The following is an 11,763-nucleotide window of genomic DNA, read 5'->3' as shown; positions in this document are numbered from 1 at the left end:
GACGACTAGACTGATGACAGCGAAACGGTCGGGCATGGGGCCAACCAGCCAGAACCGCTCCGTTCCTGAGGCAAGACATCAATATGCCCGGCATAAGGAAGCCGGGAATGTCGGCGATACTCACCCGTTTCGGTACTTCCCGCTCCAATCGCCAAAACATAACGATTGCCCGAAAAAGTCGCTTTGCAAACCCAGGTAAGTTGATGATGCCCTACCGCAAGCCGACCTAATGGAACCTCCATACTCTGGGTAGTCGCACTCCAGAGCACAATATCGTCGACGCTTTTTATCTGCATGCCAAAACAGGGTAATTCAACGGCAACGCCGACCCGAAGGTTCACCCGAACCAAAAAGGTATCACCATAGGAAAAAGTACTGCGCTGCAGTCCTGCAGAATCGAGTACATCCACCCCGACGATGGCAATTTTTTCCTCTGATCCACCTGGAGTCTCTACAAAGGCCGTGGACTCAAGGTCCTGGAGCGCCAAGGCTTCGTCCTGGGTTCTCTCGGCAAGCGCAATACCACCTTCCTCTTCCACCAAGTCATTGGCGTAATGCTTGACCACATCACGACACACACCATCCTCGACCAAAACTCCGCGCTTGAGGTAAATCGCCCGATCACAGTATTCAATCAGGGTATTGGTTGAGTGAGTGACCAACAGGATGGTTGTACCTTTCTTCTGCAGTTCGCGAATTCGCGTCAAACACTTGGTCTGAAATGCAGTGTCCCCCACCGCCAACGCTTCGTCGACGACCAGAATATCCGGAGACGTATGGATGGCCGTGGCAAATGCCAAGCGCACGAACATACCCGAAGAGTATGTTTTTACTGGCTGCTCAATGAACTCTCCGATATCTGCAAAAGCCGCAATATCAGCGAAGCGTTTGCGCATTTCCTCTTGGGAGATACCGGCAATGCTTCCAGAAAGGAAAACATTGTCGCGCCCGGAAAATTCAGGATTGAAGCCAGCACCCAGCTCAAGCAAAGCCGCGATTCGCCCGTGGATGTCTACTCGTCCTCCAGTAGGCGTCAACGTCCCGCAAATCATTTGCAATAAAGTGGATTTACCGCAGCCGTTGCGGCCGATAATTCCAACTGTTTCACCTCGGCGCAGCTGAAAGGAAACGTCATGCAATGCCCAGAACTCATGCATAAAACTACTGGGCCGAAGCCCGACAGCACGTTGCAGTCTAGGCACAACAAACTGCATGAAACGGTGCGCCGGTTTATCGTAAATATGAAAGCACTTCGACAACCCGGCCACGTCGATGAGGATATCTTCAGAGGACATCACTAAATCCCTTCCGTGTCTTGTTAAAGAACCACAAGCCCGTGCCGCAGGTTAAAATGCCAACCAAGCTGAGGATAAGCAGAGTCTGTAGATCGGGCTGACCACCGTAAATCAGGACTTGCCTGGACTGCTCAATTACTAGGGTCAATGGATTAGCCATCATATAAGGACGAAACCGCTCAGGTATCGACTCGATTGAGTAGAACACCGGCGATAGAAACATCATGACCGCAGTAATCATCCCGACGAGCTGTGCGATGTCTCTGAAAAATACGCCCAAGGCCGATACAAACCAGGACAATCCCACCAAAAACAAAACAAATGGAATCAGAATCAGCGGTAGATATATCAACGTCCACTGCAAGCCACCCGTCAGAAACAGTTGCAATCCCATCAGCACAACCAGACCGGTAAACAAGTGGAAGAGTGCTGCCCCTATTATTGTCCAAGGCAGTATTTCCAGAGGGAAAATGACTTTTTTTACATAGTTGCTGTTTGCCACAATCAACGTCGCTGATTTACCTAGGCACTCGGCGAACAGCCCATGCATCAGCATGCCGACGAAAAGTAGGATGGTGTAGTCCTGGCTCTCAGTGGCCACACCTCCCCATCGCGCCTTGAAGACGGTACCGAAGACAAAACTGTATACCATCAACATCGCAAGCGGATTGATGAACGACCAGATTATCCCTAGGAATGAACCGCTGTAACGAAGGCTGATTTCGCGCCGAACAAGCTGCCAGATAAGCTCGCGGCTCTTGATGAAGCTCCGAGCACCGAATGCAAGAGTTCTAATCATGAGGGGGTTTCATCTCAATTCAGGCGCTGGCTCAAACCGACGCCAGCAGCTTATGATAAATCCGATCTTTTTCATCAATGCAGTTCTGCAAGTTGTACTTCTCATTAAGAAGCTGCTTGCAAGCGTTTGATAATTGAGCGCGTCGCAGCGGGTCGGCGGCTAGCTGAAGAATCGCATCAGCGAACGCCTGAGCGTCGTCGCGAACCACAATATCGAGCCCATCAGTAGCCCCCAACCCTTCGCAGCCTTTACTGGTACTTAGGACTGGAATGCCGTTACTCATTGCTTCAAGAATTTTCACCCGCACTCCACCACCCGACAACAGGGGGACAAATAGCAGGTGCGAACTAGCGAGCATATCTTCCAGAGAGTCCACGAAACCATGGACAAATATGTTCTGACCGTCGTCGACCGCCTTCAATTCGTCCGGAGGGCCGGCGCCGAGAAAGTGCAGACGAATATTCAAAGCCGCTAGCTTATCGACGATCAACGGCAGAATACTTCTGACAAACCAAAGTACCCCTTCAGCATTCGGGTGCCACCAGAAACCGCCCATCCAAAGCAGGTTTACGCAATCATCAGGTTTATCTGAATAGTTGACGCCCTTCACGGGCAGGCAAAGAGGAATATAGCTTTTACTCACCTCAGCACTGACCCGTTCCATGTCGCTCATGGAAATGAACGTCATTGCATCAAACTTCCATTTGTTCTGCGCTTCGACCTGATGGGCATTACGTCGACTAGCCCTGGCCACGCCTTCAATTGCAGCTTTTTTCCAGCCCGTCAAATGCTGCGGGATCCAAAATGGAAAAATATCGGATTCAATATTGTGACTGACCAATAACGCAGGAACGTGCGGGATAAACTTCTTGAAAAAGGCCAAGTGACTGGAATGAATTTCCATCGCCTGGATGTTGTATTGCTTGACGATTCTGCGCGCGTTTTTCACAGCACTGTGGCTGTAATAACTGGCGTCCATAAAAGGCAAACCGTGATACAGGTGTTCCAGGCTGTGAGCAATCCGGCCAACGGTTCCCTTCTGTGAAGGCATCAGCGCCCGCGGCTCTACATGCACACTACGGAAGTAACGATCGTAAAGGCTCTGATGTCGCTTGATGTGCGCAATCTCGTCCGGACCACCGATGGTATACAAATGCAAATCATACTTATCGGCGAGCGGTAGCAGCGTATTGCAGATGTAGATAGGCGCGCCAGAATTAGCTGGCAGAGGTGGAGAAAGCGTGAAAACAAGCAGGCTTTTCTTAACTGGATTTAGCATGGGACTCATCGAAGATATCTGTGTCGAAGAAAGGGGAGAAGTTGGTCACATAGGTCAGATCGCGGTTGCGCTGACCAATCACTCGGGCTGGTACTCCCCCCACCACCGCATAGTCAGGCACCGAACGGGTTACCACAGCACCGGCAGCGACAACGGCGCCTTCACCTACAACGACTCCAGGTAAAATCATAGCCCTTGCACCGATCCAGGCATGGTCCTGAATAACAACTGGTGCGCCAATCGCGGAAAAATTCGGGTCATTATGATCATGATGCAGGCTCAAGAGACACGCCTGGAACGACACATTCACATTGTTACCAATGTGCACCCCGGCCCTGCCATCCAGATATATATCGCGATTGATTACACAATTATCCCCAATGACGACCTGGCAGCGACTATGGTAACCAGTCAGAAAAATCCTCATGCTTAGATGGGTGTCATTCCCAATCGACACCCCCATAATCCGCCGATAATAGGCTTTACGCACTGACTCGATCGGCACCTTCGCGATAATATTATTTGCAATATAATATTTTGCCGCTGCCAGCATAAAGTAGATACTGGATTTCAGTAGCGCCTGCTTGAGCCTGACCTTCAAATTACCTGCCATATTCTGTCCCGAAGTGAGGCGCAGTCAGCGCCTTGTGTATTCAACCTCTTCTATCAGATCCTTTGAAGCCACGATTCACCCAACCCTGGGATGACAGCTACCCGCCTGAAATGGGCGCGCAGTGTAATCCAATATCAGCACAGGTGGTATTGGCTTCCCTCCAGCGCCGGCATTGGCTTCACAACCGGTTTACTAGAACGGCCGCAATCAAAACCACGTTTTCGGCAGCAGATTGGCGGTAGATCCCCGAGCGCTTAAAGCAAATGATTCTCATTGGTAGCGATGATCTTCGAGCCTTTCGAAACATATCCAGCCGCTTGAGGTGCTCCACCGTCAAATCTTGTCGAAAATACTCAAGGGCCACTAAATTATCCGTAGTCCAAGCGCGAAAGGTTCCATCAAACATCTTTTTAAGTCGCGATAAACGCTCACTTAAACGCCGATTGGAACCCATCAGATTATTAGCATGCTGCCTATAATCAACTTGTGGAGTCGGATCATAAAGAACTCTGCCACCACTACCGCTGACTAGCAAATATGCCCACCAGTCATGCGAAACGATCGACAATTCCTCGGGTGTTCGACTCACCAGTTGTCTGGCTGGCGAGTTGAGTACCATGGTGTTACCTCCCGCAATACTTTGAACCAAAGCACTCTCAAAGCAGGGTCGACCAGGAAACAACGCCGAATACCCCATCTCGACACCGCTCTCATCAACTAGGCGAGTGCGCGAACAGTAGAGTGCCGGTACCGGCCCTTCCTCGTCCAAACAACGTACTGCAGTGGAAATTTTTTCTTTGGCCCAGATATCGTCCTGGTCACAAAAAGCAAAATAACTTGCCTGTATTTCTTCACGCCGAACCAGCGACATGAAATTTGCCGCGAAACCCCGTCCTGGGCCACGATGGATACTCAAGCGATCAGTACCCAATCGCTCACGGTAGGACTCGAGAATCTCTAAAGTGTCATCGGTGGATCCATCGTCTGAAGCATGAATTTCCCAGTTTTGATACTCCTGAGCGACCAGTGACTCCAATTGGGCCGCCAGGTACTTTCCGCCGTTATAAGTTGACAACAAAATAGCAACACGACCAACAGCCCGGCTATCGTAACCACTATCAGCAATAGATAAAAAATCAGGCATTGGATAGACAACCAAAAGCTATATTAAGATTGCAGAGCTGGACTAGACATTACTCAAACCCAACTCGCAATTAACGCTATTAAACTAAATATCGAACTCAAGACTTGGCAGTGACCACTGCATCTACCCGTCCATAATTATCTTCAAAGCGGACAATATCGTCCTCACCTAGATAATCTCCGCTCTGCACCTCAATCATTACCAGGTCGATTACCCCTGGATTCTGCAAGCGATGCTTATGGCCCGCACGAATAAATGTTGACTCGTTGGTATTAAGCATCAACTCCTGTTGATCGTTGACAACCACAGCCATGCCACTCACCACAATCCAATGCTCACTACGGTGGTGGTGCATCTGCAGGGAAAGTGAAGCCTTCGGCTTGACCACGATACGCTTGATTTTGAAGCGCTCACCGCTCTCCAGCGTTGTATAAGTACCCCACGGACGATGCACCGTTCGATGCAGTAAGTGCGCAGTATGGCTACTGGCCTTGAGCTGGCCAACAATGTGCTTCACATCCTGCGCATGGTCTTTATGCGCAATCATCACGGCATCTGGCGTGTCAATTACCAGCAGGTCCTCAACCCCAACCAAAGCAGTGAGTCGACCCTCACTGTTTACATAGTTGTTGCGCGAACCATGAGATAACACCTCACCTTCGAAACGGTTACCATCGGCATCAGGGCTGGTCAGCTCAGCCACTGCGTTCCACGAGCCGATATCACTCCAACCGATATCACAGGGAATGGTCGCGACCTTGATAGAGCGCTCCATCAACGCGTAATCAATGGAGATATCGGGAACCTGGGCAAACGCATTAGCGTCAAGGGTCAGGCAGCGGTACTTGTCAGACGAAGTGATTCGCGACTTTTCAATGGTCTTGACCACCGCTTCAACTACGTCCGGAGCATGCTTGCGCAGCTCCTCAAGGACGGTGCCGACCCGGAAGCAGAACATCCCGGAGTTCCAATAGTAATTGCCGGCACTTACATAACCTTGAGCGGTTTCAAGATCTGGTTTTTCGACGAAACGCGCAACTTTCAAGCCGCCGTTCAGCGGAGCATTCTTCTGCGCCTCGATATAACCAAACCCTGTTTCAGGGTAGGTAGGTTGAATCCCAAAAGTCACCAGCCAGCCTTCGGAAGCTAGCGCTACGGCATCGGATACCGCGGCGGCAAAGGCCTTTTCATCCTTGATCAGGTGGTCGGCAGCCAGCACCAACATATGGACATCAGGACCATGCGTGACTTCCAGTTGCAGAGCAGCCGCGGCAACAGCGGCAGCCGTATTACGCCCGAAAGGCTCAAGAATGAAGCCTTGTGAGTGCTTGGCGGCATCAACAGCGCCGTACTCGTCTTCAGTCTTGAACAGCAGCTCACGGTTCGTCACCGTCAGGACTTCTACAACGCCCTCCAACCGCGAAGCGCGCAGGAAGGTTTTCTGGATCAGATTCTGGCCACCCGGCAGATCCATGAACGGCTTGGGGTGCGCCTCTCGAGAAACAGGCCACAACCGGCTGCCCACACCGCCAGACAAAATTACTGGAATCAGTTCCATACTCAACCTCCTTAATCCTCGCTCACTGAAAGGTTAACCACAGAAAACGGCGCTCGTTTACATTCCGATCACCTTGCACCTCTTTCAGATGCAAATCGCTGTGAACGCCTACGAAACCATCAAGCCACTTGCTTGTGCTAGGGCCGCCCGGCTATTTATTTATGTTCGACCTGAGCTATCGACGCTCGCTCGGCCTGAAATGCATATTTGCCCATTCTACAGCTAACCAAGACTTTACGAACCACTCACAATCCGCTAAACCTCAGCCATTCAGTCATGCATCCAACAACCTCTGCAGATACTGACCATACCCGGTTTTTTTCAATCGCTCAGCCTGGACTCCGAGCTCAGCTGGCGTGATCCAGCCAAAATTGTAAGCAATCTCCTCCAGGCAAGCGACCTTCAACCCCTGGCGCTGCTCAATGGTATGAACAAAGTGACTGGCCTCCAGCAGCGACTCGTGGGTGCCGGTGTCCAGCCAGGCAAAGCCGCGACCGAGCATTTCGACATTGAGGGTCTGCTGTTCGAGGTAAGCGCGGTTGACGTCGGTAATTTCCAACTCGCCACGCGAGGATGGCTTGATGCTCTTCGCGATCTCGACCACCTGATTATCGTAGAAGTACAAACCCGTTACTGCGTAGCTGGATTTTGGCTGGAGCGGTTTTTCCTCGATGCTCAACGCACGACCGGTTGCATCGAACTCGACCACACCAAAACGCTCAGGATCACTGACGTGATAACCGAAAACCGTCGCTCCCTGGGCCTGGGTATTGGCAGAGCGAAGCTTCTCCGAGAAGTGCTGGCCATAAAAGATATTGTCGCCCAGGATCAGGCAGCACGGGGCATTGCCGATGAACTCTTCACCAATGATAAAGGCCTGTGCCAGGCCATCGGGGCTTGCCTGCTCGGCATAACTGAGCTGGATACCATACTGACTGCCATCACCGAGTAACTTGCGAAAACACGGCAGGTCTTCAGGGGTGGAGATGACCAGGATTTCCCGTATACCTGCAAGCATCAACACCGATAGCGGGTAAAAGATCATCGGCTTGTCATAGATCGGCAGCATCTGCTTGGACACGCCGAGCGTCAACGGGTGAAGTCGAGTGCCTGAGCCGCCTGCGAGGATGATGCCTTTGCGATTTGTCGTGGTCATTTATTCAGGACTTCCCTAAGCATTCGGGTTACACCAGTTTGCCAATCCGGTAAGCACAGAGAAAAACTGTCGCGCAGCTTTTGCGTATTCAGACGCGAATTCAGCGGGCGGCGTGCAGGTGTTGGATAGGCCGTGGTATCGATCGGATTGACTGCCGTCACTGCCAGTTGTTCACCCTGGCTGCGGGCGAAATCGATCACATGACTAGCATAGCCGTGCCAGGACACTTCACCACCAGCAGCCAAGTGATATAGGCCCGCGAGCGCAGGGTTGTGCATGACTTTCTGAACAGCCTGCGCGGTGATGTCTGCGATAAGCTCTGCCCCCGTAGGAGCCCCAATCTGATCAGCGATGATGCTCAAGGTCTCGCGCTCCTTGGCCAGTCGCAGCATCGTCTTGGCGAAGTTATTGCCGCGAGCCCCATAGACCCAACTGGTGCGAAAGATCAGGTACTTGCATCCGGACTCAATAATCGCCTGCTCACCGAGCAATTTACTGGCGCCGTAGTGATTGACGGGGGCGACTGCATCTACCTCCGTCCATGGAACCAGGCCCTGCCCGCTGAAGACATAGTCGGTCGAGTAATGAATAAGCCAGGCATCGAGAGCTTTGGCCTCCACCGCCATGACCTGGCTCGCCTGACCATTCACACGGTCAGCCAGTTCGGTTTCGGATTCGGCCTTATCAACAGCTGTATAAGCAGCAGCGTTGACAATGACGTTGGGCTTGACCCGGCGGATTGTCGCGCGCAAGGCCTCGAGGTCGGACAGGTCGCCGCTCAAGCCATCGGAGGCATGACGATCCAGCGCAATCAACTCGCCAAGGGGTGCAAGAGAGCGCTGCAGTTCCCAGCCTACCTGGCCATTTTTCCCCAGCAGGAGGATTTTCATGCCTTGCTCGACCGATCCGCGTAGTTCTGGTCGATCCACTGCTGGTAGCTTCCGCTCTTCACGTGATCCACCCACTCAGTGTGGGTTAGATACCATTCGACGGTCTTGCGGATGCCGGTTTCAAAAGACTCTTGCGGCGTCCAACCCAGCTCACGCTGGATTTTGCTGGCATCGATCGCGTAGCGCTGATCGTGGCCCGGGCGATCCTGAACGTAAGTGATCAGGCTGGCGTGCGGGCAATGAGGAGAGTCCTGACGCAGCTCATCGAGTAGTGCGCACAGGGCGTGTACGACCTCGATGTTTTGCTTTTCGTTATGGCCGCCGATGTTGTACGTCTCGCCAATGACACCTTCGGTCACGACTTTATACAGCGCCCGCGCATGGTCCTCGACATAGAGCCAGTCACGCACCTGGTTACCTTTGCCATACACCGGCAATGCCTTGCCTTCCAGCGCATTGAGAATGATCAGCGGAATCAGTTTCTCGGGAAAGTGGCACGGCCCGTAGTTGTTCGAGCAGTTGGTGACCAGGGTAGGCAGGCCATAGGTACGCGCCCAGGCACGAACCAGATGATCAGAGCTGGCCTTGCTGGCCGAGTACGGCGAGCTTGGCTGATAGGGCGTGGTTTCAGTGAAGAGGTCTTGCGGGCCTTCGAGGTCGCCATAAACTTCGTCAGTCGAAATATGGTGAAATCGGAAACTCGCCTTGCGACCATCGTCCAGCGCTGCCCAGTAGTGACGCGCGGCTTCAAGCAGCGTGTAGGTGCCAATGATGTTGGTCTGGATAAATTCGGATGGGCCGCTGATCGAACGATCGACGTGGGATTCCGCGGCCAGGTGCATGATGGCATCTGGTTGCTGTTCACGCAGGACACGATCGATCTGCTCGCGATCACAAATATCGACGTGCTCGAATAGATAACGGGCGTTTTGGCTGACTTCAGCCAAAGACTCAAGGTTGCCCGCATACGTGAGCTTATCGACATTAACGACCGCGTCATTCGTGTTGGAAATGATATGGCGAATGACCGCCGAACCGATAAATCCTGCACCGCCGGTTACTAGAATTTTCACGCGAAAGCATACCCTTGAGTTGCAGACAGCGTCGCTACCGGACGGCCGTCTAATCCATGAATGCATCAGTCGTTTTTTGTCAGGTTCAGTCCGACCGATGTGAGGCCCAATCATTTGCGGACGATTGCTGCAATTTACCGCTCAATCACGACTCACTAATGGATATGGGCACCCTGCAGCCAAAGCCAGGGGCATGCCAAAGGTGCTCCGCTAGGACAGCACCCGCTTTCGCGCCCCCCTGGAAGTCCGACCCAGGAACCACCCCAATACAGGCCCTATCACCATCCCCACCAGAAGCGTCAGTACCACAACCACCGACAGTGGGATTTGCGGCCCCGCCCAGCCAAGAAACAGCAAAGATACCGACTGCTGATTTTCCAGCACAAACAGCAGTATCGCCAGCGCCAGCAACAGGACAAAAACGCCAAGCAGTACACGCTTCACGCTACGCATAAGTGATTCCTTGAGTTGCGCAGTCTGTCAAAGCCCCTCCTCCTCTTCTTCATTCACCCGATCCCGAAGCTCTTTGCCCGGTTTGAAATGGGGAACAAATTTTCCATCCAGGCTAACCGATTGCCCGGTCTTCGGGTTGCGTCCTACACGAGGTGCGCGGTAGTGCAGGGAGAAACTGCCAAAACCACGGATCTCGATGCGATCACCGGTGGCCAGGCATTGGGACATTTGTTCAAGCATAGTCTTGATGGCCAGCTCTACATCCTTGGATGAAAGCAGCCCTTGATGGGTGACAATTCGTTCGATCAACTCCGACTTCGTCATATTTTTCCCTTCTTTTTCAAGCAGCTAGATCAGCGCTTCAAAGGTTTTAGCATGCCAGAAGGAATTTGAACAGCCCAAGCATTGACTTATCTGCACGACCACGACCTCACCGATCAATCGAGTTTTTTCAGACATCAAACCCAGACTCACCATACAAATTCACCACACGATTACCTACAAATGACCAGCATAGTGCGCGTAAGGTAACCCGCCGGATTCCAACCAAACGGATAGTCCTGATCCTCCTCCTTGATATCACTGGACCTGGCAACGACCTTATACCCCTGCGCCTTGCATTCCTTGTCTGCGCGCTTGTAGCACCTCTCCCAACCCGACCCAAGCCCCGAACAATCGATCTCGATCCCGCTCACCCCGCGCACCGCATGGGACTTCACGTTAGTGGTACAGCCTGCCAGAGCCAGCACAACAAGCACGACGAAGAACCTGTTCATTCGCTTCCTTAGACTGGACGATTTACCCGACCGCTGTTTGCTTCAGGCTAAGCCTAGCCCAAATAGTGAAATGCTCCGCACAAAGAACCAGACAGCACTGCCCGGGGTTTGTTTCACCGATAACCGACACACCCATCAATCGTCGCAAACTCAAATTCCAGGCATAAAAAAGGGCGACCGAAGTCGCCCTTTTTATGGTCTGACAGAACTTAGTTCTGTTTTTCCATCTGTGCACGCAACAGGTCGCCCAGAGTGGTAGGACCAGCAGCAATGTCAGAGGTAGCTGGCTTGTCGCGCAGGCTCTGGATTGCTTCTTTCTCTTCAGCATCGTCTTTCGACTTGATGGAGAGCTGGATTACGCGGCTCTTGCGGTCAACGCTGATGATCTTGGCTTCTACTTCTTCGCCTTCTTTCAGAACGTTACGCGCGTCTTCAACGCGGTCACGGCTGATTTCGGAGGCTTTCAGAGTCGCTTCGATGTCGTCAGCCAAAGTGATGATGGCGCCTTTAGCGTCAACTTCTTTCACGATGCCTTTAACGATTGCGCCTTTATCGTTCTCTTGAACGTACTCGGAGAACGGATCGCTTTCCAGTTGCTTGATACCCAGGGAGATACGCTCGCGCTCTGGGTCAACCGACAGGATAACGGTGTCCAGCTCGTCGCCTTTCTTGAAGCGACGAACAGCTTCTTCGCCCACTACGATCCAGGATATGTCGGACAGGTGAA

At 52.4% G+C, this 11,763-nt stretch carries 13 protein-coding genes; all 13 read right to left on the bottom strand.

From position 1 onward, the window contains the following. Positions 1 to 5: 5 nt before the first annotated feature. Positions 6 to 1,295: an ABC transporter ATP-binding protein gene (locus tag ACIOVD_RS14535; protein WP_095168042.1), complete on the bottom strand. Its 1,290-nt coding sequence runs from the start codon at positions 1,293 to 1,295 to the stop codon at positions 6 to 8. Next, on the bottom strand, positions 1,285 to 2,094 hold the full coding sequence (locus ACIOVD_RS14530) for an ABC transporter permease (RefSeq protein ID WP_095168040.1): 810 nt from the start codon (positions 2,092 to 2,094) through the stop codon (positions 1,285 to 1,287). Before ACIOVD_RS14530 ends, ACIOVD_RS14535 begins: the two co-directional genes overlap by 11 nt. Positions 2,095 to 2,125: 31 nt before the next feature. Further along, entirely contained in the window at positions 2,126 to 3,373 is a 1,248-nt protein-coding gene (locus ACIOVD_RS14525) for a glycosyltransferase (protein ID WP_095168038.1), read from the bottom strand. Then, entirely contained in the window at positions 3,357 to 3,986 is a 630-nt protein-coding gene (locus ACIOVD_RS14520; protein WP_095168037.1) for a DapH/DapD/GlmU-related protein, read from the bottom strand. The genes ACIOVD_RS14525 and ACIOVD_RS14520 overlap by 17 nt, the downstream gene beginning before the upstream one ends. Positions 3,987 to 4,164: 178 nt before the next feature. Next, positions 4,165 to 5,130 (bottom strand): glycosyltransferase family 2 protein, encoded by a 966-nt coding sequence (locus ACIOVD_RS14515; protein WP_401128541.1) that lies wholly within the window; start codon positions 5,128 to 5,130, stop codon positions 4,165 to 4,167. Positions 5,131 to 5,227: 97 nt separating this feature from the next. Beyond that, positions 5,228 to 6,688, bottom strand: coding sequence for a mannose-1-phosphate guanylyltransferase/mannose-6-phosphate isomerase (locus tag ACIOVD_RS14510; protein ID WP_401128538.1), 1,461 nt, complete (start codon positions 6,686 to 6,688; stop codon positions 5,228 to 5,230). A gap of 274 nt (positions 6,689 to 6,962) precedes the next feature. Further along, positions 6,963 to 7,844, bottom strand: coding sequence for a glucose-1-phosphate thymidylyltransferase RfbA (gene rfbA, locus ACIOVD_RS14505; protein WP_095168034.1), 882 nt, complete (start codon positions 7,842 to 7,844; stop codon positions 6,963 to 6,965). Next, positions 7,841 to 8,734 carry a dTDP-4-dehydrorhamnose reductase gene (rfbD, locus tag ACIOVD_RS14500; RefSeq protein WP_401128534.1) on the bottom strand — a complete coding sequence of 298 codons (894 nt, stop codon included), beginning with the start codon at positions 8,732 to 8,734 and terminating at the stop codon, positions 7,841 to 7,843. Before rfbD ends, rfbA begins: the two co-directional genes overlap by 4 nt. Next, entirely contained in the window at positions 8,731 to 9,807 is a 1,077-nt protein-coding gene (gene rfbB, locus ACIOVD_RS14495; protein WP_095168030.1) for a dTDP-glucose 4,6-dehydratase, read from the bottom strand. Before rfbB ends, rfbD begins: the two co-directional genes overlap by 4 nt. 210 nt (positions 9,808 to 10,017) lie before the next feature. Continuing rightward, a complete protein-coding gene (locus ACIOVD_RS14490) occupies positions 10,018 to 10,260 on the bottom strand; it encodes a lipopolysaccharide assembly protein LapA domain-containing protein (protein ID WP_159997354.1) in 243 nt (80 codons plus the stop codon). Positions 10,261 to 10,287: 27 nt separating this feature from the next. Beyond that, positions 10,288 to 10,584, bottom strand: a complete 297-nt coding sequence (ihfB, locus tag ACIOVD_RS14485) for an integration host factor subunit beta (RefSeq protein WP_007899751.1) — start codon at positions 10,582 to 10,584, stop codon at positions 10,288 to 10,290. Between the two features lie 170 nt (positions 10,585 to 10,754). Then, positions 10,755 to 11,036 carry a hypothetical protein gene (locus ACIOVD_RS14480; protein WP_401128530.1) on the bottom strand — a complete coding sequence of 94 codons (282 nt, stop codon included), beginning with the start codon at positions 11,034 to 11,036 and terminating at the stop codon, positions 10,755 to 10,757. A 209-nt stretch (positions 11,037 to 11,245) separates the two neighbouring features. Then, positions 11,246 to 11,763, bottom strand: a 518-nt coding sequence (locus tag ACIOVD_RS14475; RefSeq protein WP_401128527.1) for a S1 RNA-binding domain-containing protein, incomplete at its 5' end; no start/stop codon positions are given.

The organism is Pseudomonas sp. NPDC087626, from assembly GCF_044743405.1.
Taxonomy (GTDB): Bacteria; Pseudomonadota; Gammaproteobacteria; order Pseudomonadales; family Pseudomonadaceae; genus Aquipseudomonas.
Note: the sequence above shows the minus strand (reverse complement) of the source record. Positions and strands in the feature narration are given on the sequence as shown.

What these genes read in the sequence shown, in the direction of transcription:
- ACIOVD_RS14520 (WP_095168037.1), bottom strand. Translation starts at nt 3,986, where the DNA reads ATGGCAGGTAATTTGAAGGTCAGGCTCAAGCAGGCGCTACTGAAATCC.
- ACIOVD_RS14510 (WP_401128538.1), bottom strand. Translation starts at nt 6,688, where the DNA reads ATGGAACTGATTCCAGTAATTTTGTCTGGCGGTGTGGGCAGCCGGTTG.
- ACIOVD_RS14515 (WP_401128541.1), bottom strand. Translation starts at nt 5,130, where the DNA reads ATGCCTGATTTTTTATCTATTGCTGATAGTGGTTACGATAGCCGGGCT.
- ACIOVD_RS14490 (WP_159997354.1), bottom strand. Translation starts at nt 10,260, where the DNA reads ATGCGTAGCGTGAAGCGTGTACTGCTTGGCGTTTTTGTCCTGTTGCTG.
- ihfB (WP_007899751.1), bottom strand. Translation starts at nt 10,584, where the DNA reads ATGACGAAGTCGGAGTTGATCGAACGAATTGTCACCCATCAAGGGCTG.
- ACIOVD_RS14535 (WP_095168042.1), bottom strand. Translation starts at nt 1,295, where the DNA reads ATGTCCTCTGAAGATATCCTCATCGACGTGGCCGGGTTGTCGAAGTGC.
- ACIOVD_RS14480 (WP_401128530.1), bottom strand. Translation starts at nt 11,036, where the DNA reads ATGAACAGGTTCTTCGTCGTGCTTGTTGTGCTGGCTCTGGCAGGCTGT.
- ACIOVD_RS14530 (WP_095168040.1), bottom strand. Translation starts at nt 2,094, where the DNA reads ATGATTAGAACTCTTGCATTCGGTGCTCGGAGCTTCATCAAGAGCCGC.
- ACIOVD_RS14525 (WP_095168038.1), bottom strand. Translation starts at nt 3,373, where the DNA reads ATGCTAAATCCAGTTAAGAAAAGCCTGCTTGTTTTCACGCTTTCTCCA.
- rfbD (WP_401128534.1), bottom strand. Translation starts at nt 8,734, where the DNA reads ATGAAAATCCTCCTGCTGGGGAAAAATGGCCAGGTAGGCTGGGAACTG.
- rfbA (WP_095168034.1), bottom strand. Translation starts at nt 7,844, where the DNA reads ATGACCACGACAAATCGCAAAGGCATCATCCTCGCAGGCGGCTCAGGC.